This window comes from Roseovarius sp. 217, assembly GCF_000152845.1.
In the GTDB taxonomy this organism is placed as follows: domain Bacteria; phylum Pseudomonadota; class Alphaproteobacteria; order Rhodobacterales; family Rhodobacteraceae; genus Roseovarius.
In genome coordinates this window covers 1,397,819-1,417,577 of the sequence record NZ_CH902584.1, presented here as the reverse complement: position 1 = coordinate 1,417,577, position 19,759 = coordinate 1,397,819, and the positions used below count along the sequence as shown (strand labels likewise).

Annotated in this window: 21 protein-coding genes; 9 read left to right on the top strand and 12 right to left on the bottom strand. The window is 62.5% G+C overall.

What is annotated here, in order from left to right; all coding sequences use genetic code 11:
• Position 1: 1 nt before the first annotated feature.
• The 9 genes from ROS217_RS06735 to greA form a co-directional block, all read right to left on the bottom strand.
• Positions 2–778 carry a transglutaminase-like domain-containing protein gene (locus ROS217_RS06735; protein WP_009816943.1) on the bottom strand — a complete coding sequence of 259 codons (777 nt, stop codon included), beginning with the start codon at positions 776–778 and terminating at the stop codon, positions 2–4.
• Positions 779–842: 64 nt separating this feature from the next.
• A complete protein-coding gene (locus ROS217_RS06730) occupies positions 843–1,601 on the bottom strand; it encodes a TIGR02186 family protein (protein ID WP_009816942.1) in 759 nt (252 codons plus the stop codon).
• The gene (locus ROS217_RS06725; RefSeq protein WP_009816941.1) at positions 1,601–2,515 is read right to left on the bottom strand and encodes a sulfite exporter TauE/SafE family protein; all 915 of its coding nucleotides are present in this window, start codon (positions 2,513–2,515) and stop codon (positions 1,601–1,603) included. Before ROS217_RS06725 ends, ROS217_RS06730 begins: the two co-directional genes overlap by 1 nt.
• Before the next feature lie 107 nt (positions 2,516–2,622).
• On the bottom strand, positions 2,623–3,039 hold the full coding sequence (locus tag ROS217_RS06720) for a GNAT family N-acetyltransferase (protein WP_009816940.1): 417 nt from the start codon (positions 3,037–3,039) through the stop codon (positions 2,623–2,625).
• On the bottom strand, positions 3,029–3,607 hold the full coding sequence (gene tsaB, locus ROS217_RS06715) for a tRNA (adenosine(37)-N6)-threonylcarbamoyltransferase complex dimerization subunit type 1 TsaB (protein ID WP_009816939.1): 579 nt from the start codon (positions 3,605–3,607) through the stop codon (positions 3,029–3,031). Before tsaB ends, ROS217_RS06720 begins: the two co-directional genes overlap by 11 nt.
• Positions 3,597–4,160 carry a NifU family protein gene (locus ROS217_RS06710; protein WP_009816938.1) on the bottom strand — a complete coding sequence of 188 codons (564 nt, stop codon included), beginning with the start codon at positions 4,158–4,160 and terminating at the stop codon, positions 3,597–3,599. Before ROS217_RS06710 ends, tsaB begins: the two co-directional genes overlap by 11 nt.
• Positions 4,161–4,300: 140 nt before the next feature.
• Complete coding sequence (locus ROS217_RS06705) at positions 4,301–4,756, bottom strand: universal stress protein (protein WP_009816937.1); 456 nt, start codon at positions 4,754–4,756, stop codon at positions 4,301–4,303.
• A gap of 124 nt (positions 4,757–4,880) precedes the next feature.
• A complete protein-coding gene (locus tag ROS217_RS06700; RefSeq protein ID WP_009816936.1) occupies positions 4,881–5,897 on the bottom strand; it encodes a hypothetical protein in 1,017 nt (338 codons plus the stop codon).
• Positions 5,898–5,912: 15 nt separating this feature from the next.
• Positions 5,913–6,383, bottom strand: coding sequence for a transcription elongation factor GreA (gene greA / locus ROS217_RS06695; protein ID WP_009816935.1), 471 nt, complete (start codon positions 6,381–6,383; stop codon positions 5,913–5,915).
• Positions 6,384–6,660: 277 nt separating this feature from the next.
• Here greA and ROS217_RS06690 point away from each other — a divergent pair, with 277 nt between their 5' ends.
• Genes ROS217_RS06690 through ROS217_RS06680 form a run of 3 tightly spaced genes read left to right on the top strand, consistent with a single transcriptional unit; the run spans position 6,661 to position 10,947 of the window.
• Entirely contained in the window at positions 6,661–8,310 is a 1,650-nt protein-coding gene (locus ROS217_RS06690; protein ID WP_009816934.1) for an electron transfer flavoprotein-ubiquinone oxidoreductase, read from the top strand.
• 35 nt (positions 8,311–8,345) lie between these two features.
• Positions 8,346–10,133: a tetratricopeptide repeat protein gene (locus ROS217_RS06685; protein WP_009816933.1), complete on the top strand. Its 1,788-nt coding sequence runs from the start codon at positions 8,346–8,348 to the stop codon at positions 10,131–10,133.
• Complete coding sequence (locus ROS217_RS06680; protein ID WP_009816932.1) at positions 10,123–10,947, top strand: 4-(cytidine 5'-diphospho)-2-C-methyl-D-erythritol kinase; 825 nt, start codon at positions 10,123–10,125, stop codon at positions 10,945–10,947. Before ROS217_RS06685 ends, ROS217_RS06680 begins: the two co-directional genes overlap by 11 nt.
• Here the strand turns inward: ROS217_RS06680 and ROS217_RS06675 are convergent.
• The gene (locus ROS217_RS06675; RefSeq protein ID WP_009816931.1) at positions 10,940–11,941 is read right to left on the bottom strand and encodes a polyprenyl synthetase family protein; all 1,002 of its coding nucleotides are present in this window, start codon (positions 11,939–11,941) and stop codon (positions 10,940–10,942) included. The two genes, ROS217_RS06680 and ROS217_RS06675, sit on opposite strands and share 8 nt — an antisense overlap.
• A gap of 56 nt (positions 11,942–11,997) precedes the next feature.
• Between ROS217_RS06675 and ROS217_RS06670 the strand changes: the two genes are divergently transcribed.
• The 3 genes from ROS217_RS06670 (at position 11,998) to ROS217_RS23445 (ending at position 13,267) form a co-directional block, all read left to right on the top strand.
• Positions 11,998–12,213 (top strand): putative signal transducing protein, encoded by a 216-nt coding sequence (locus ROS217_RS06670; protein WP_009816930.1) that lies wholly within the window; start codon positions 11,998–12,000, stop codon positions 12,211–12,213.
• On the top strand, positions 12,203–12,976 hold the full coding sequence (locus tag ROS217_RS06665; RefSeq protein ID WP_009816929.1) for a tRNA1(Val) (adenine(37)-N6)-methyltransferase: 774 nt from the start codon (positions 12,203–12,205) through the stop codon (positions 12,974–12,976). The genes ROS217_RS06670 and ROS217_RS06665 overlap by 11 nt, the downstream gene beginning before the upstream one ends.
• A gap of 120 nt (positions 12,977–13,096) precedes the next feature.
• Positions 13,097–13,267 (top strand): YdcH family protein, encoded by a 171-nt coding sequence (locus ROS217_RS23445; protein ID WP_009816928.1) that lies wholly within the window; start codon positions 13,097–13,099, stop codon positions 13,265–13,267.
• 84 nt (positions 13,268–13,351) lie between these two features.
• On the opposite strand, the gene ROS217_RS06660 is transcribed toward ROS217_RS23445, so the two are convergent.
• Complete coding sequence (locus ROS217_RS06660; RefSeq protein WP_009816927.1) at positions 13,352–13,960, bottom strand: alpha-ketoglutarate-dependent dioxygenase AlkB family protein; 609 nt, start codon at positions 13,958–13,960, stop codon at positions 13,352–13,354.
• A gap of 210 nt (positions 13,961–14,170) precedes the next feature.
• Here ROS217_RS06660 and dnaK point away from each other — a divergent pair, with 210 nt between their 5' ends.
• From dnaK to radC, 3 genes are all read left to right on the top strand, one after another.
• A complete protein-coding gene (gene dnaK / locus ROS217_RS06655; protein ID WP_009816926.1) occupies positions 14,171–16,078 on the top strand; it encodes a molecular chaperone DnaK in 1,908 nt (635 codons plus the stop codon).
• A 79-nt stretch (positions 16,079–16,157) separates the two neighbouring features.
• Positions 16,158–17,318, top strand: a complete 1,161-nt coding sequence (dnaJ, locus tag ROS217_RS06650) for a molecular chaperone DnaJ (RefSeq protein WP_009816925.1) — start codon at positions 16,158–16,160, stop codon at positions 17,316–17,318.
• An 87-nt stretch (positions 17,319–17,405) separates the two neighbouring features.
• The gene (radC, locus tag ROS217_RS06645; protein ID WP_009816924.1) at positions 17,406–18,161 is read left to right on the top strand and encodes a RadC family protein; all 756 of its coding nucleotides are present in this window, start codon (positions 17,406–17,408) and stop codon (positions 18,159–18,161) included.
• Positions 18,162–18,167: 6 nt separating this feature from the next.
• On the opposite strand, the gene ROS217_RS06640 is transcribed toward radC, so the two are convergent.
• Positions 18,168–19,739 carry a substrate-binding domain-containing protein gene (locus ROS217_RS06640; RefSeq protein WP_009816923.1) on the bottom strand — a complete coding sequence of 524 codons (1,572 nt, stop codon included), beginning with the start codon at positions 19,737–19,739 and terminating at the stop codon, positions 18,168–18,170.
• Positions 19,740–19,759 lie beyond the last annotated feature (20 nt).

Genomic DNA, 19,759 nt, shown 5'->3' with positions numbered 1-19,759 from the left:
ATCACACCCGCCGCACATCGACCGTTTGCCAGAGTGGACGCGCCCAGTCTTCGGTTTCCATGAAGGCCACATCGCTTGCGTCCCGGCCAGAGCCGATCACCACCATGTCGGCGGCGCTGCTCATGCCGGTGGCATCGACAAGGTGCCACGCCCCCTCAAGCCAGACTTCGGCCACCGCGTGAAAATCCGGCGGGTCCACATCAGCACCGTAAACCGAGGTGTAGCGCGCCGGGATATTGCCCGCGCGGGCCAGACTGCACACAAGATGGGCATAGTCCCGGCATACCCCCTTGCGGGCGATGAAACTATCCACGGCCGAGGTTGTGGCACCGGATGAGCCAGACACATAGCTGATCTCGGACCGGGCCCAGTCCACAATCGCCGCAATCCGCGCGCCACCCTCAAGACCGCGAAACTGTTGGGCCGCGAATTCGGTCAGGAGATCCGACTGGCAGAACCGCGAGGGGCGAAGGTAGCTAACCACTTCGCCGGGCAGGTCGCGCATCGGCGTGGCTGCGAGCCCCTCTAGCCCCGAGCCGATGCGCGTCACCTCGACCAATGCGCGATACCGCAGCTTCATCCTGTCGCTGGTCACATGCGCCCAGACCCGCCGCCCCGGCATCCCCTCGACGTTGATCCAGCGCAGATCGGCGCCCTCGACATCGAGTGTGCTTTCGACCACGATCTGCCCATCGGTCTGGGCCGCCTCCAACGTCAAAAGCACGGTGTCATGCCCCGTCAGCTGATAGTCCATGGTCACGTCGATGTTCAGGCGCATTGGCTCTCTATCTTGATCATAGGGTTAGGGGTCACGGCGTAAGGTGCGCGGCCCGATACGGGTTTTAGCCGCGCCGCATCGCTTGAAAGGCTGCAGATGCACCCCAGCCTGCTGCGATGGCAATGGCCAGCGACATCAGGCCATAGACCAGCGGTTGCTGCCGGGACAAGGTATAAAGCCAGCGTTCCAGCCCCACCTTCTGCACGTCGATCACGGTTTCGAGTTGTGACACCACGCGCCCCTCTCGGGTCAGGAATATCCGGGTGAGATACTCCCCTTCGGTCAGGTTGGCCGGGAGTTGGATCGCACCGCGAAAGAGCGTTTCCTGATCCAGCACCACAGCGCCTTCGCGCATGGCATAGGCCCCTTGATCACGGCGGATGCGGATCAGGGCATCGGTAAAGCGTTCGGCATCTTCCGCCATGCTGGCCGCCCCGACAGAGCGGATCGCACGTGGGATTGACACTCGGTGTCGCAGATCCTCGGTATCCGACATCACCTTATCGAGCGGCCCGGTTGTGGCCACAGCATAGAAACTCGGGGCGGCGTCAAGCACGACCATATCGGTATTCACCCAGATGCCAAACCGGCGGTCCTTGCGCCGCACGGTAACCGGCTCTGACGGTCCTGCGACGGTGATGACCACGTCCAGCGGCACATCGGGAATTGGGGCCTCGCGCTTGACAGCACCAAAAATCAGGATCTCGGACCCTTCAAAGGTGGCAGTGATGGCCACCTTGGCCTTGCTGAGGCCAAGAACCACCTCTTCGGCGCGCAGCGGCATTGCGGCCAGACCAAGCAAGAGCGCCAGACGCCAGAGCATCACGGTGCCCCGTCCGTACCGAGAGAATATAGCTCCGATGGCATGACCAAAAGATCGAACGCCAGCTTGCCACAAACCGCCAGAACCATGATCGCCAAGAGGATGCGCAACTGCTCGGCTTTCATCCGGGTGCCGATGGATGTCCCGAACTGTGCGCCGATCACGCCCCCCACCAGCAAGAGCACGGCCAATGCGATATCCACCGTGTAATTGGTTGTCGCATGCAAGAGCGTGGTGAAGGCAGTCACAAAGATGATCTGAAAGAGCGAGGTGCCCACCACGACCTTGGTCGGCATGCCCAGCAAATAGATCATCGCGGGCACCATGATAAAGCCGCCGCCAACACCCATGATCGCCGCCAGAATACCCACGCTGGTCCCAACCAAGAGGGGCGGGATCACTGAGATGTAGAGACCGCTGGTGCGGAACCGCATCTTGAACGGCAGGCGATGCACCCACCCATGTTTCTTGCGTTTGGGGACCACGCCGCGCCGAGTGTTGCGAATGGAGCGCAGGCTCTCGATGAACATCATCCCACCGATAACGCCAAGAAAAACCACGTAGCAGAGCGTGACCAGCAGATCGACCTGGCCGAGCGACTTGAGGTAATTGAAGACAAAAACCCCCATTGCCGCACCAATCAGACCGCCAATCAACAGGACCGTACCCATTTCAAGGTCAACGGTCTTGCGCCTGAAATGCGCCAGGACTGCGGAAAAGGAGGCGGCCATGATCTGATTGGCCCCAGTCGCCACCGCGACCGCCGGCGGAATGCCGATAAAGAACAACAGCGGCGTCAGGATAAAGCCACCGCCAACACCGAACATCCCCGAGAGGACCCCCACAAGCCCACCCAGCCCCAACAGGAGAAAGGCGTTGACCGACACCTCGGCTATGGGGAGGTAAATCTGCATGGCAATTCCTAGCGCCATGTCCCTGCGGTTTGCAAGGGTGGGGGCGCGCTCTGGCACGCAGGTCTGATGATTTTCTCAGATCTGGACCTATGCGGCGGCCTTTGCTGTCAGTCCAGCGCCTTGGTCAGGATCAGGGCGTCAATCTTGGTGCCGTTGGCGCGTGTGTAATAGCCAGCCCGGCGCGCGGCCTCTGCGAACCCCGCCCCAAGGTAGAGGGGCAGCGCCGCCGCATTGTCCTCTGCCACCTCAAGAAAGGCCACCCCAGCGCTCCGTGTTCGGGCCGCATTCTCGAACGCAGCAAGACATTGGCGTGCAAGCCCTAGGCGGCGATACGCGGGGTCGGTGGCCAGAGTCAGGACTTCGGCCTCGTCGGCAATCACTCGACCTAAGAGAAAGGCCCGCGCATCACCCACTGTAAATACAAAGCTGCTTTCCAGAAGCCCGGCAAACTCCGGCGCGGTCCAAGCACGACCAGAGCCCGCAAAGGCGCGGGCGTGACAGGTCGCCAGCGTCTCAGGCGTCATCCAGAATCACCGGCGGCAGATCGCGCGCGGGCGCGGCATCTGCGGGGCGCACATAGAGCGGTGCGGGCGGTGGGCTGTCCTCGGGCGCAAGAGAGGCCAGCCGCGCGATGAGTGTGGCCAAATCTGCCGGTTTGGGGGGCAGGAGGGGGCTGGCGACCGTGCGCATCTCTGTCAGTTCCGGTGTGGTGTCCCGACGTTGCACATAGGCCATGTCGCGCGGGGCGGGCACGCAGGGTGTGCCGTCGCGCGCCTGCGACCGGATCGCCTCAAGCGTGCTGATGCCAATCGTGGGAATATCAAGGCTGAGGGCTAAACCCCTTGCTGCGGCTACAGAAATCCGGATGCCGGTAAAATTTCCGGGGCCGATGCCGACACCGATCCGGGTCAGATCGCGCCATGTCACGCCGGCCGCATCCAGGATCTCTTGCAAGAGTGGCATGAGCCGTTCGGCCTGCCCGCGCCCCATCTCTTCGCTGTGTGACACCACCACCCGGTCGCCCCGCAACAAAGCGGCCGCGCAATGCGCGGCCGATGTGTCAAATCCCAGCGTCAGTGGCTCAGAGGCCAACAGGGCGTACCTCTGTCACCTCGGGGATGTAATGGCGCAGAAGGTTCTCAATCCCCATCTTGAGGGTGATGGTCGAGGACGGGCAGCCCGCACAAGCCCCCTGCATATGCAGATAGACCACGCCGCGATCAAACCCGTGAAAGGTGATGTCGCCGCCATCCTGCGCCACGGCGGGACGGACGCGGGTGTCCAGCAACTCTTTGATCTGGTTGACGATTTCCGAATCTTCGCCGCTGTGTTCGGCATGACCAGAGGCCCCGCCACCCTCGCCCAGCATGACCGGCTGACCGGATTGGTAATGCTCCATGATCGCACCCAGAATGGCGGGTTTGATATGGTCCCACTCGGTCGCCTCACCCTTGGTGACGGTCACGAAATCATTGCCAAAGAACACACCTGATACGCCCGGCACACGGAAAATCCGCTCGGCCAGTGGCGATTTCTCGGCCCCCTCTGCGGTCGGAAAATCGGCGGTGCCAGCGTCCAGCACGGTCTGACCCGGCAGGAATTTCAGCGTCGCGGGATTGGGGGTGGATTCGGTCTGGATGAACATGGCAGCGCCCTCTCGTGGTTGCCTTAGATATGCGCGCCGCACCGGTCGGTGTCAAGGTTTAGAACCATTCTAAGATGTTCCGCACCCGCCCGACAGCGTGCGGTCGTACGTTTGTGCGGTCAAACCGTACGGTTTGACGCTCAGGTGATCGCCTCGAGTCGTTCCTTGGTCAGATCGCCGGGGACGATGGTAATCGGGATGGGCAGGGTGCCTGCCGTCTTGGTCAATTGCGTGACCAGCGGACCGGGTCCCTTCTTGCCGGTGGCGGCCCCAAGAACGAGCACGCCGATGGCCGGGTCGTCCTGCACCTGGGCGATGATCTCGACCGCAGGATCACCTTCGCGGATCACAAGCTCCGGGTCGATCCCCTGCTTGTCGCGCATCCATTTGGCGAAGACCTCGAAATGCGCCTCGATCCGCTCGCGCTGTTCCTCGCGCATGAGATCGCCCACGCCGATCCAATGGTTGAATTCCTCGGGCGGGATCACCGCGAGGATTTCCACACCGGCCCCGGTATGGGCGGCACGCATCGCGGCAAAGCGCATGGCGTTGAGACATTCGCGGCTGTCGTCCAGCACGACGAGAAACTTGCGCATGGGTCCAATCTCCTCAGGCGCGCATCATGCCGTGGAATTTTGGCGGGGGCAATCGGAGAGTCGGGAGCGCTGCTCGCGGCCCCCCCCCGAGGGGCTTTGGGTCAGATGAACCCCGGACCGGGCGTCAGTCGAAGGTGCCGGCAACACGTCCCAAGAGCATGAAAGCGCGGGCGGTACGGGTTTCGGACAGTTCCGAAATTTCCGCATCGCTGGCGGTTTCCGCGAAATGGGTGAACATCCGGTCAAAGCGGCGCAGAAAGTGATGTGCGGCGTCACGAAAGATCGTGTCCTGTTTCATCCGCGCCGCCGTCAGCGCCAGCGATGAGCGGTCCCGGATACCGCCCAAGGCGGCAATGGTGCGGCCACGTTCGCCGCCGGCAAAGCGGCGCCAGAGCTCGGGGCGGGCCATGTCGGGGCGCAGGTCGTCCATATAGATGCCGTCATGCGACATCAGGGTCAGGATATCCTGCGAGGCGCGGATCAACTGGGCGGTGGGCCGATCCTTGAGCGCGCGGCGCAGCGCGGCAAAACCTACCTTGTCCTCGGGGTTGTCGGGGAAGTTCAGCGCGCGGATGAAATCGGAGCGCTCCAGAGGGGCCTGCATATCCTCGGCCGAGGTGCCAAGCGGCAGCGACACCTGATCGCCGGGATCGGCGGGCGAGGGGGCCGGGGCCAGCACCGGGCGTGGCTCTGGCAGGCCGACGCGAATCGACGAGAATGTTGCCAAGGCCGTTTCAGTCTTGCGCTGGGCCGCGGCGATTTCATCGAGTTTCTGACTGACCGTCTTGTCGACGGTCTGGCCCAGAGTCTGGCTCTGGCTGACATAGGCGTTGCGGATCGCGTCGATGGCAGCGCGCAAGCGACGGCTTTCTTCGCGCATCACGCGGCTGGTGCGGGCGGCGGTTGCTCCGACCCAGATCATCGCGACCGGCATGAAGACCGCAATCAGCACGATCACGAAGTGCAGCGCGCTGCCCCCTGCCTCGCCGCCCGGAGCGAGTACGAGAAAGAAGATCGCGGTGCCGATCAGCCAGAGCGCAGAGAGCGCGACGGCAATCAATTCGATCGACGTCACGCCATCGGTGTCGGATTTCGTGTCGAACCCCTTGGCGGGGCCGGTGTCGCTGCGGGGTGGGCGCATGTGCTGGCTGCCTGATCAAATATAGGCGACCTTTATCACCTCATAGGCGCGATCACCACCGGGCGTGCGCACTTCGACGCTATCGCCCTCTTCTTTGCCGATCAGCGCCCGTGCAATCGGCGATTTTATGTTCAGGAGACCCTTTTCGATGCTGGCCTCATGCTCGCCGACGATCTGATAGGTGCGTTCCTCGTCGGTATCTTCGTCCACCAAGGTAACAGTCGCACCAAACTTGATCGCGCCCGACAGCTTGGCCGGGTCGATGACCTCGGCAAGGCTGAGAATACCTTCGAGTTCCTTGATCCGGCCTTCGATAAAGGACTGCTTTTCCTTGGCCGAGTGATACTCGGCATTCTCGCTCAGGTCGCCATGTTCGCGCGCCTCGGCGATGGCCCGGATGATCGCGGGCCGCTCGACCGATTTGAGCTGTTTCAGCTCGACCTCAAGCGCGGCATGGCCGCCCGCCGTCATCGGGATCTTTTCCATATCAACCGTCCATTGTCAGAAGCGGGGCCGCTGGATAGCAGGCCCCGTCAGGTCACGCATCGAATTTCGACGCAGCTTGCCCGAAGCGCGCGCCCGATTGCAAGAGCGGATCACGCGAGGCGACGGATTCCACGCGACAAGCGTGACAAATTGCCGTTTTCCATCTGGTATTACGTCGTGTTTCAATTGACGCTTGGCGCATGCGCAGGCTAGTCACACTCGCAACTTTGTTGCGCGGCAGGGTATGGTTGCAGCGCCCCGGAAAAGGATGAGGACGATGACCGAGATAACACGCGAAACGATGGACTATGACGTGGTGATCGTGGGCGCAGGCCCGGCCGGTCTGTCGGCGGCGATCCGCCTCAAGCAACTTGATCCCGATTGCGCAGTTGTGGTGCTGGAGAAGGGGTCCGAGGTCGGCGCGCATATCCTGTCGGGCGCGGTGCTCGATCCTTGCGGCCTGACTGCGCTGATCCCGGATTGGAAAGAGCGCGGCGCGCCGCTGAATACGCCGGTGAAAGAGGATAATTTTTACATGCTGGGCGAGGCGGGTAAGATCCGCGTGCCGAATCTCCCGATGCCGCCGCTGATGAACAACCACGGCAATTACATCGTCAGCATGGGCAATGTGTGTCGCTGGATGGCGGAGCAGGCCGAGGAGCTGGGCGTCGAGATTTTCCCCGGCATGTCCTGTTCTGCGATGGTTTACGGCGAGACTGGTGAGGTCAAAGGCGTCGTCGCCGGTGAGTTTGGCAAGAACGAGGATGGCACGCCCGGCCCGAACTATGAGCCGGGGATGGAGCTGCATGGCAAATACGTGTTCCTGTCCGAGGGCGTGCGCGGCAGCCTCGCCAAAGAGGTGATCGCCAAATACGATCTGTCCAAGGGTCATGAGCCACAGAAATTCGGGCTTGGCATGAAAGAGATCTGGGAGGTCGATCCCGCCAAGCATCGAGAGGGCACGGTCACGCATACGATGGGCTGGCCGCTGGGCAGCAACGCGGGCGGCGGATCGTTCATCTATCACCTTGAGAACAATCAGGTTTACGTGGGCTTTGTGGTGCATTTGAACTACAAGAACCCGTATCTCTATCCCTATATGGAATTCCAGCGGTTCAAGCATCACCCGATGGTGGCCGAGCTGCTGAAGGGCGGCAAGCGCGTGGCTTACGGCGCGCGCGCCATTTCCGAGGGAGGGTATCAGTCGATGCCCAAGATGGTGGCGCCGGGCGTGGCGCTCTTGGGCTGTTCAGTGGGCATGGTCAATGTGCCGCGCATCAAGGGCAATCACAACGCCATGCTCTCGGGCAAGGCAGCCGCAGAGGCGGCACATGCGGCGCTGGCCGCAGGGCGTGCGAGTGATGAGTTGAACGATTACGAGACCGAAGTGCGCAGCGGTGCGATTGGCAAGGATCTCAAGAAGGTCCGCAATGTCAAACCGCTGTGGTCGAAATATGGTCTGCTGACCTCACTTGGTCTGGGTGGGTTCGACATGTGGACCAATACCGCCGGGTTCAGCCTGCTCGGCACCCTGCGTCATGGCAAGAGCGATGCCGCCGCCACTGAACCGGCGGCCAAGCACAAGCCGATCGACTATCCCAAGCCAGACGGCAAGCTGAGTTTTGACCGGCTGACCAATGTCAGTTTCTCGATGACCAATCACGAGGAAAGCCAACCTGCGCATCTGCAGTTGAAGGATGCATCGGTGCCGATTGGCGTGAACCTGCCGAAATATGACGAGCCCGCGCAGCGCTATTGCCCGGCGGGCGTCTATGAGGTGGTGCGCGAAGACGGCAAGGACCCGCGTTTCGTCATCAACTTTCAGAACTGCGTGCATTGCAAGACCTGCGACATCAAAGACCCCAGCCAGAATATCAACTGGGTGACGCCGCAGGGTGGCGACGGGCCGAACTATCCGAACATGTAACCATCCCCTGAGATCAAGGGTGCGGCGCGGCTAAAATGCTGCGCCGCATTGCCTTGGGGGGGCGGGCATATTACCTTTGGGTGAAATCAGACCATAAAAGGCAGGACAGCGTGACCTATCGAACCCTTCCGGCGCTTGCACTCACCGCCCTCTTGCAGGTCATGCCCCTGCCTGCGGTGGCCGAAGAGGCACCGGGTTCCTATCTCGCGGCGCAACAGGCGCGCGCCACGGGCGATTTTGCCGCTGCTGCGCAGTATTACGCACAGGCCTTGACCCGTGACCCGTCAAACCCGGCGCTGATGGAAAATGCCACTGTCGCCTATCTGGCGTTGGGCAGGCTGGACCCAGCGGCCGCGATTGCGCGCAAGATCGAGTCGGATGGGCTGCGCAGTCAGGTGAGCCAGATGGCCCTGGTGGCGCAGGAAACGCGTGACGGGCAATGGGACGCCCTGTTGACACGGATCGAGGAAGATCGCGGTGTCGGTGATCTGGCGGATGGGATGATCGCGGCTTGGGCCGATCTGGGCAAGGGCGACATGACCTCGGCGCTGGCAAGGTTCGATGCGGTGGCCGAAGAACGCGGGCTGCGCAGCTTTGCGATTTACCACAAAGCGTTGGCGCTGGCCTCGGTCGGGGATTTTGAGGGCGCAGACAAGGTCTTTAGCGGCGAGGATGACGCTCCGATCCAGCGAACCCGGCGCGGTGTCATCGGTTGGGCGCAAGTTCTGAGCCAATTGGGCGAGCAGACGCGTGCGATCAGCATCATCGACGACACGTTCGGTAGCGACCTTGACCACGAGATCAGTGCCCTGCGCGCCAGTCTGGAAGCGGGCGAAAGCGTGCCCTTCAATCTGGTGAACAGCGCGTCTGACGGGATTTCAGAGGTGTTCTTCTCGCTCGGGCGCGCGCTGATGCAAGAGGCCAATGACGAGTATATCCTGATCTATGCCCGCGTGGCCGAGATGATCAAGCCGGCGCATGTGGACGCCATCCTGATGGCCGCCGAACTGCTCGAGGGTCTGGAGCGCTATGATCTGGCGATTGAGGCGTTCAAGCAGGTGCCGCGCGATCACCCGTCCTATCATCTGGCGGAACTCGGGCGTAGCGATGTCTTGCGCCGCGCGGGCAAACCGGACGCCGCCATCGAGGTACTGGAGCAACTGGCGACAATCTATCCCGACCTGCCGGAGGTGCATGTTGCGGTCGGTGATCTCTATCGGTCCCAAGAGGATTTCGCGTCCGCCGTGCCCGCCTATGACCGGGCGCTTGACCTCTATAGTGCGCGGGGCAGCGATCAGTGGTTCGTGCACTATGCCCGCGCCATCAGCCACGAGCGTTTGGACAACTGGCCCGAGGCCGAGGCCGATTTCCGTCGTGCGCTGGAGCTCAACCCGGATCATCCGCAGGTGCTGAACTATCTCGGGTACACGATGGTTGAAAAACACATCAATCTGGACGAGGCGCTGAACATGATCGAGCGCGCAGTCGCCGCACAGCCCGAGAGCGGTTACATCGTCGACAGTCTGGGATGGGTGCTCTATCGCCTCGGGCGTTATGAAGAGGCCATCGTGCATATGGAGCGCGCCGCCGAGTTGATGCCGACCGACCCCGTGGTCAATGACCATCTGGGCGATGTGCTCTGGGCCGTTGGACGTCAGGTCGAGGCGCGGTTCCAGTGGAAACGCGCACTGTCCCTGAACGAGAGCGAGCCCTCGCCCGATCTGGAGCCGGAGCGCGTGCGCCGCAAACTCGAGTTGGGCTTGGATCAGGTGCTGAAGGACGAGGGCGCGGAGCCTCTCAAACTTGTCAAAGATGGCAACTGACGGCTTCGCCCCCGCCAAGGTCAATCTGACACTGCATGTCACCGGGCGCCGGGCGGATGGGTATCATCTGCTCGATTCGCTGGTGGTCTTTGCCGATGTGGGTGACCGCCTGAGTCTGCGACCGGCCCCCGAATCCCGGCTGAGCGTGACCGGGCCAATGGCCGGGGGCGTGCCGCTCGGCCCTGACAATCTGGTGCTGCGGGCGGCAGCGGTGATGGGGATCGCCGCCGACATCACGCTGGACAAGCATCTGCCCGCGGCGGCGGGACTTGGCGGCGGGTCAAGCGATGCGGCGGCCTGTCTGCGAGCGCTGTCAGAGATGAGTGGACTGGCGCTCCCGAGCGATGTCTTGGCCCTTGGGGCCGATGTGCCGGTTTGCCTGCTGGCGCGCGCCGCGCGGATGCGCGGGATTGGTGAGGATGTGACGCCGGTGGTGGGTCTGCCGATGCTCGAGGCTGTGCTGGTCAATCCCGGCGTGCCGGTCTCGACGCCCGCAGTCTTTGGCAGGCTGGCGCGGCGGGACAATCCGGCGATGCCCGCAGTATTGCCGACATGGCCCGATGCTAGGGCGCTGATTGCGTGGCTGGGCGCGCAGCGCAATGACCTGCAAGGCGCGGCGCTTGCCGAAGAACCTGTAGTGGCCGATGTGCTGCACGCGATTTCCGCGACGCAGCACTGTGCCTTGGCACGGATGTCGGGATCAGGGGCCACCTGTTTCGGGCTCTATCCCGATGCCGCCACCGCCACGCGCGCCGCGCAAGCGCTGAGCGCGGCACACCAAGGGTGGTGGGTGCAGGCCACGCGGCTTAGCTGATCCGCGCCACCACATAGCCTGCGAGATTGTCGAGCATACGCTGCACCGGATGATCCGGCAGCACGGCAATCGCGGCGCGCGCGCGGGCGGCCCAATCCAGCGCCTCGGCGCGGGTCTGCTCCAAGGCACCATGCGCCTGCATGAGCGTCAGGGCATGCTCCAGATCGCCGTCGCGCTGATCGCCCTTTTCGATGGTACGTTTCCAAAAGGCGCGTTCTTCGGCACTCGCTGCCGCCACCGCCTTGATCACCGGCAGGGTCAGTTTGCGTTCGCGGAAATCGTCACCGACGTTCTTGCCGGTGGATTTGACGTCACCCTGATAATCAAGCAGATCATCGACGATCTGAAACGCGATGCCCAGCGCATCGCCATATTCAAAGAGCGCCTTGACGTGATCCTCGGGCGCGCCTGCAATGACGCCGCCCACCTCGGTAGCGGCAGAGAAGAGCGCTGCGGTCTTGCCGCGCACGACTTGCAGATAGATGTCTTCGGTTGTGGCCAGATCCTGCGCCGCGCTGAGTTGCAGCACTTCGCCCTCGGCAATCGTGGCCGAGGCGTTGGACAGGATATCGAGCACCCGAAGCGATCCCGGCTCGACCATCAATTGAAAGGCGCGGGCAAAGAGGTAATCGCCCACCAGCACGCTGGATTTGTTGTCCCAGAGCAGGTTGGCGGTGGGGCGACCCCGCCGCTGCGCGCTCTCGTCCACCACGTCATCATGCAAGAGCGTGGCGGTGTGGATGAATTCCACCGTCGCGGCCAGATGCACATCAAACGGACCGTCATAGCCACAGAGATCCGCTGTCGCCAGAACCAGCATCGGGCGCAGGCGCTTGCCGCCAGCCTCGACCAGATGCGCGGTCACTTGCGGGATGCGCGGTGCATGGCGGGACGCCATCCGCTCGCGGATCAACACATTTACCGCCTCCATCTTGGTCGCCAGATGGGCGGCCAATTGTTCATGCGGCTTGGTGGCGATTTCGTCCAATCCCATACTTCCCCCGTCAACACGGCTCGACATAGTGCGCGTCATGCTCTTATCTATGGCCTATGAAACAGCTTTTACGTACCAACGATATCGCGTCCATCGCCTTTGCTCAGGCGCTTCTTCAAGGCGAGGGTATAGACTGCTTTGAAATGGACGTAAACATGAGCATCCTGGAAGGATCAATCGGCATTTTCCCGCGCCGTCTGATGGTTGCGACGGCTGATTACGAAGAGGCGCGCACCACGCTCATCGACAATGGTTTCTCGCTTGAGGACTGAGCCCTTTGCCGAGAAAGAGCTGAGTCACGATGCCTTTTTGGGCGGGCGTTTACGGATTGCACAGCCTAAAACAGGCTATCGCGCCGGCGTCGATCCGGTGCTCTTGGCGGCCAGCGTTCCGGCGCGTGCGGGTCAAACCCTGCTGGATCTGGGCTGCGGGTCGGGGATTGCGGCGCTCTGTGTTGCGGCGCGGGTGCCGGGGGTCTCGCTGGCGGGGCTGGAGATTCAGCCCGCCTATGCAGTGCTGGCACGCCGGAATAGCGCAACCAATGGTCTGGCGCTCGATGTGACGGAGGGCGACATTGCGGATCTGCCCGCCGAACTGCGCGCGCGGCAATTCGATCATGTGATCGTCAATCCACCCTATTTTGACCGCGACCACAGCACCGCCGCCGAGGATTCGGGCCGCGAGCGGGCGATGGGCGAGGCGCTGCCGCTGACGGATTGGGTGCGCGCGGCCGCGCGGCGCACGCGCGCGGGCGGCACCGTGACGCTTATTCAGCGGGCCGAACGATTGCCGGATTTTCTCGCGACGATGGCGGCGCATCTGGGAAGCCTCGAGATCTTGCCGCTGATTCCGCGCCGGGGCCGTGCCGCGCGGCTGATTCTGGTCCGCGGGCGCAAGGGTGGCCGCGCCGCGCTGCGGCTGCACGACGGTTGGCTGCTTCACGCCGGGCACGACCATGGGCAAGATGGCGAAGATTACACCGCTCCCACCTCGGATGTGCTCAGGAATGCGGCAGCGCTGCCTTTCCCCGCATAATTTATCTAAAATGCCGCAGGCAATACACCGCGCAGTTTGCAGGTGCAGCGTGACAGTATTGTAAAAATGTGATGCACTTCCCATGTCGAATAGACACCCACCACACAGAGGAGACTGCCCATGAGCTTGAGTTCGCATATTGAAGAACTGAAGAAGAAACATTACGCGCTCTCGGAACAAGTGGAACGGGCGCAGCGCGCGCCGGGCAGCAGCACGCTAGAGATTGCGGAGCTGAAAAAACAGAAACTCAAGATCAAGGAAGAGATAGAACGCCTGTCGGTCAACGCCTGACACGTTTGTGCCTCGCAACACGGGTCTTGTCCGCCAATAGGCTGCGGACAAGGCCTTTTTTATGCCTGCCGCGCAGGTCCGGGATCACTCCACCACGCGACAGGTGAGATTGATCCGCCCGCCCCCGCGCAAAAGGCTGGAACTGCCCGGTCTGATCCGGTCCACCCCGTGATACGCCAGCCGCGCGGCACCGCCCATCACCACCACATCGCCGGAATTGAGCCAGAGCGATTCGGTCTTGCCCCCGCGCGCCAGCGTGCCGATGCGAAACAGCGCATCATCCCCCAGAGAGACCGACAAAACCGGCCAGTTGAAATCAGCCTCGTCGCGGTCCTGATGCATCCCCATCCGCGCCCCCGGCGCATAGAAATTGATCAGGCAGCAGTCGGGCATTCGCACATCGCTGACCAATGCCTGCCAAATCTCCAGAACCGGTGCGGGGATCGCAGGCCACCCCATGCCTTGGGGGTGCTGACGCGCATAGCGATAGCCGCCCCGGTCGCTGATCCAGCCATAGCGCCCCGCAGAGGTCATGCGCACGCTCATGGCTTTGCCAGAGGGCGTGACCGGCCGCAGGAGCGGAGCCTGTGCCACCACGTCGCGCAAGTCCGTCACCAGATCGGCCTGCATCTGCGGGTTGAGCCAGCCCTTGTAGATCGCGAAATCCCTCAGGATCAGCGTGGGCTCTGTCATCGCATGCCTCCTTTTGCCTCACACAGGGCCAATTTGGACCAAATTTGAGAATTAGCCCGACAGCGACCGCTTGCAGGGGCACATTCCCCTGCCTATATACGCCCGGAAACACTGGTCATGCCATTGGCAGACCTGTCATTCACCGGGGGCCGGATGCCGGAACGGGTCGGGCCTCTGTCATATCGCCTAAGTTAGAAGGGATCGAACAACATGGCCAAAGTTATTGGTATTGACCTCGGCACCACCAACAGCTGCGTCGCGATCATGGACGGCTCTCAGGCCCGCGTGATTGAAAACTCTGAGGGTGCGCGCACAACGCCCTCGATCGTCGCATTCACTGAAACTGAACGTCTCGTCGGCCAGCCCGCCAAGCGGCAGGCTGTGACCAACCCAGAGAACACCATCTTTGGTGTCAAGCGCCTGATCGGTCGTCGTGCAGACGACTCGTTTCTCGCTAAGGACAAGAAGAACATGCCGTTCACCGTCATCGACGGCGGCAATGGTGATGCCTGGGTCAAGGCGCGTGACGAGAAATATTCACCCTCGCAGATTTCCGCCTTCATCCTCGGCAAGATGAAGGAAACCGCCGAGAGCTATCTTGGCGAAGAGGTGACGCAGGCCGTCATCACCGTGCCCGCCTATTTCAATGACGCCCAGCGTCAGGCCACCAAGGACGCCGGTAAAATCGCCGGTCTCGAGGTGCTACGCATCATCAACGAGCCAACCGCCGCAGCGCTGGCCTATGGGCTGGACAAGCAAGAGACCCACACCATCGCGGTCTATGACCTTGGTGGCGGCACATTCGACGTGACCATCCTCGAGATTGACGATGGCCTCTTCGAAGTGAAATCCACCAACGGCGACACCTTCCTCGGCGGTGAAGACTTTGACATGCGCATCGTCAACTACCTTGCCGACGAGTTCAAGAAAGAGCACGGCGTCGACCTGACCAAGGACAAGATGGCGCTGCAGCGCCTCAAGGAAGCCGCCGAGAAGGCCAAGATCGAGCTCAGCTCCAGCAGCCAGACCGAGATCAACCAGCCGTTCATTTCGATGGGCTCCAATGGCCAGCCGCTGCACATGGTCGTGAAACTGACCCGTGCCAAACTTGAGAGTCTGGTGAATGATCTCATCGCCGCCTCGCTCAAGCCCTGCAAGGCCGCGCTCAAGGATGCGGGCCTGACTGCTGCCGACATTGACGAGGTGGTTCTGGTGGGGGGTATGACCCGCATGCCCCGCGTCGTCGAAGAAGTGACCAAGTTCTTTGGCAAAGAGCCGCATAAGGGTGTGAACCCCGATGAGGTGGTTGCCATGGGTGCCGCCATTCAGGCCGGCGTGCTTCAGGGTGATGTCAAGGATGTGGTGCTGCTCGATGTGACCCCGCTGTCGCTCGGGATTGAAACGCTGGGTGGCGTGTTCACCCGCCTCATTGACCGCAACACAACCATTCCGACCAACAAGAGCCAGATCTTCTCGACCGCAGAGGACAACCAATCGGCGGTGACGATCCGTGTGTTCCAGGGCGAGCGGGAAATGGCGGCGGACAACAAGATGCTGGGCCAGTTCAATCTGGAACACATCCCGCCCGCGCCGCGCGGCATGCCCCAGATCGAGGTGACATTCGACATCGACGCCAATGGCATCGTGTCCGTGTCCGCCAAGGACAAGGGCACCAACAAGGAACAGAAGATCACGATCCAGGCCTCGGGTGGTCTCTCGGACGACGACATCGAAAAGATGATCAAGGACGCCGAAGAGAATGCCGAGTCCGACAAGGCCCGTCGCGAACTGGTCGAGGCCCGCAATCAGGCCGAGAGCCTCATCAACTCGACCGAAAAGTCGATCGAGGAACATGGCGACAAGGTCGATCCGACCACCGTCGAGGCGATCGAATTGGCCATTGCCGCGCTCAAGGACGAGCTTGAGACCGACAATGTCGGCAAGATCAAGTCCGGCATTCAGAACGTGGCCGAAGCGTCGATGAAACTGGGTGAGGCGATCTACAAGTCCAGCCAGAGCGAGCCCGACGATGAGCCGCGCGCGGCGGATCGTGGCGGCGATGAGGATGACATCCTTGACGCCGACTTTGAGGATCTCGACGACAACAAACGCGCCTGAGGCCGTTTTGAACCCAGCGAGGGCCGGTTTGGCAGAGATGTCGACCGGCCCTTGAAGGGTCATACCAAGGAGATCCCCGATGGCCAAACGTGACTATTACGAAGTGCTCGGGTTGTCCAAGGGCGCCTCGGCCGATGATATCAAAAAGGCCTACCGCAAAAAGGCCAAGGAACTTCACCCCGACCGCAATTCCGACAACCCCGACTCCGAACGCCAGTTCAAAGAGGCCGGTGAGGCCTATGACGTTCTCAAGGACGCCGAGAAGAAAGCGGCCTATGACCGCTTTGGCCATGCCGCCTTTGAGGGCGGAATGGGCAATGGCGGCGCGCGCCCCGGTGGCTATGCTGGCGGGGCGGGGCAGGGCGATTTCGCCTCTGCCTTCTCGGATGTGTTCGACGACCTCTTTGGCGATTTCATGGGCGGCGGTGGGCGCGGCGGCGGGCGGCAACGCGCGGCCCGCGGCGCCGACCTGCGCTATAACCTGCGCGTGACGCTGGAAGAGGCCTATTCCGGCCTGCAAAAGACCATCAAGGTGCCCTCTGCAGTCCCCTGTGACGCCTGCGAGGGGTCCGGGGCCGAGGGCGGCGCACAGCCGACCACCTGCCCGACCTGCTCGGGCATGGGCAAGGTGCGCGCGCAGCAGGGTTTCTTTACCGTCGAGCGGACGTGTCCCACCTGCGGCGGTCTGGGTCAGATCATCAAGAATCCCTGCAAGGTCTGTCAGGGTCAGGGCCGCGTCCAAAAGGATCGCGCGCTCTCGGTCAACATCCCGGCGGGGGTGGAAACCGGCACGCGTATCCGGCTTGCCGGTGAGGGTGAGGCGGGCATGCGGGGCGGTCCAGCGGGAGATCTCTATATCTTCATCGACGTGGCCAAGCATGACCTCTTTGAGCGTGACGACACCAACCTCTTTTGCCGCGTGCCGGTCTCGATGACCAAGGCGGCCCTTGGCGGCGATATCGAGGTGCCGACCATCGACGGCGGTCGCAGCCGTGTCAAAATCCCGCCGGGCTCGCAATCGGGCCGTCAGATGCGTCTGCGCGCCAAGGGCATGCCCGCCCTGCGCGGCGGCACGCATGGTGACATGTTCATCGAGATGGCGGTGGAAACGCCGGTCAACCTCACCGCGCGCCAGACCGAGTTGTTGCGTGAGTTCGAGGCGCTGAGCGAGGATAACAACCCCGAGAGCAAGAGCTTTTTCTCTTCGGTCCGGAGTTTTTGGGATTCGATGAAGAGCTAAGTCAAACCCGGCCCGAGCAGGCCGGGTTTTTACATTTGTCCCGCGCGCGTTAACCACTTGCTAAGGCTCTTGCGGCAAGCTGGGCGCATGAGCAAAGCCCGTGCCTTTTCCGACATGCCCCTGCCCCTCTTTGCCTGCGACGCGGCAGAGGCGACCGCGCCTGAGAAACTGCCCTCTTACATCCGCGATCATCGCACGCGGTTGCGCAGCCGGTTCCTGCATGGGGGCGCGGCCGCGATGCCGGATTACGAGCTTCTGGAACTTGTGCTCTTTCGCGCAATCCCGCGCCGCGATGTGAAACCGCTCGCACATGCGCTGCTCAGCCAGTTCGGCGATTTCAACGGGGTCATCTCGGCCCCGCTGGAGCGGCTGACTGCCCTGTCCGGCATTGGCGAGGCGGTGGCGGTAGAGCTCAAGATCGTTGAGGCGGCAGCGCATCGTCTGGCCCGCGCCCGTGTGCTGCGGCGTCAGGTGCTGTCCTCTTGGGACGCGCTACTCGACTATTGCCACACCACCATGGCCCATGCCGAGATCGAACAGTTCCGCGTCTTTTACCTCGACCGCAAGAATATCCTCATCGCGGATGAGGAACAGGCGCGCGGCACCGTAGATCACGTGCCCGTCTATCCGCGAGAGGTGGTCAAACGCGCCCTGCAACTGAATGCCAGCGCGCTCATTCTGGCGCATAACCACCCCTCGGGCGATCCCACACCCTCGGCCGCCGATATCGACATGACGCGACAGCTTCAGACCGCCGCAGAGGCGCTCGGCCTCGCGCTGCATGATCATATCGTGATCGGCAAATCCGCTGAGGTCAGCTTTCGGTCCGCAGGCTATCTCTGAGCCGGGTCAGCGCACCCAAACCTCGACGCGCCGGTTCACCTGCCGCCCCCAGGCGGTGTCGTCGCAGGCCATCGGCATCGCCTCGCCAAAGGCCTCTAGCTCGAGCTTGATCCGCTCCAGATTGGCGGTCTCGGCCGCGCGCACCACAGCGCGCCGCACGGTCTCGGCGCGGCGCAGGGCGATGTCTCGGTTGGTGCCCGCTGGTCCGTCGCCATCGGAAAAGCCGACAAAGACAAGCCGCCGTGCATCGTAATGCCCCAGTTCCATCGCCCGCGCCAATTGCTCGGCGTTCGAGCGTGATTGCGCATCAAGCCGCACTGATCCGGCCTCGAATCGAAAGGTCGTGGTCAGCCGCTTGAGCGGTCCCAGAACCCGCACCATGCGCTGCAACTCGTCCAGCCCCAATTCCGCGCCCGCCTGCGCAATCGCATTGGCAAACCGGTCGCCTTGGGCGTTGATCTCTATTTCCTCGGGGGTTTGATCCACGAAACCGGCGCGCCGGATCACCAACTGTGCCGAGGGGTCGCGCAGATAGGTCATGAATTCACGCCCCAGCTTGGGCAGTCGCCGCGCCGGCAGATAGATAAAGAGCGGCGCAGTCAGAGGATAATCCTCGGTCTTGACCGCGCGGCGCGTGGCGTTGAGGGCAAAACCGCAGTCACCCGTCAGCGCCAGTTCCCAGGTGTTGCCCTGTTCCGAGCGCGTCGTCAGCCCAAGCGCGAAGGGATCCCGCGACACCACCTCGGCAAAGGCCGCGCCATCGGCATGGCGCATCGCCCGGTCCAGAATTTGCCGGCCTTCGGGGCGCAACACCTGATCCACACTGGCCTGCCCGATGCCGGTGGCCGCATCCCACAGATGCACGTCAATCGGCGCATCCGGCCCGCCCAGATCGGCCCAATTGGTGATCTCGCCCGACAATACCCGTGCCAGTTGACGCAGGCTGATGCCCTGCACCGGATTGCTGGGGGCCACGACCGGAATCAGCGCATCGAGCGCCAGCACCCGCACCTGCCCCTGCGCCGTCAGATTGCCCAATCCCGCCTCTCGCGCGCGCGTGATCTCGTCCTGCCGCGCCTCGCGCAGCGTCATGGCGATATCAGCCTCATCCGTCAAAAGATCGGCAAAACCCTCATCTGTATTGGTCATGCGAAAGAGGAACTCGCCGATCAGAACGCCCGTCGCCCCCTGATGCAGCGCGAAACGCACCTCCTGCGCGCTCAGATCCTCGCGTGTGACATCGTAGTCACCACGAATGGCAAAGGCCTCGATCAGCGCGGGCATCAGCACCCGGCCAATCGTCGGCGCGCCGGAAAAAACCAGCCGCGCGACGTAATGTTCCAGATCCGGACACCCCGGCCCCTCGCAGCCGACGCCCGACCCATCGACCGTCAATTCACCGTAAATCGTGTCAACGCGGTAGAACTCTCCGTCGAAGCCCAGCAAATTGCCGGAAATCTCGACCGAGCCATCATGCGACCGCAGCGTGACATCCTGCGCCAAAGCGCGGCCCGGAACCATCACAAATGCCATTATAAATGAAAGTGCGGCGAGGATCGCCGCACGCATCTTTGTCATCACTCGCCCCCTGCAAGTCC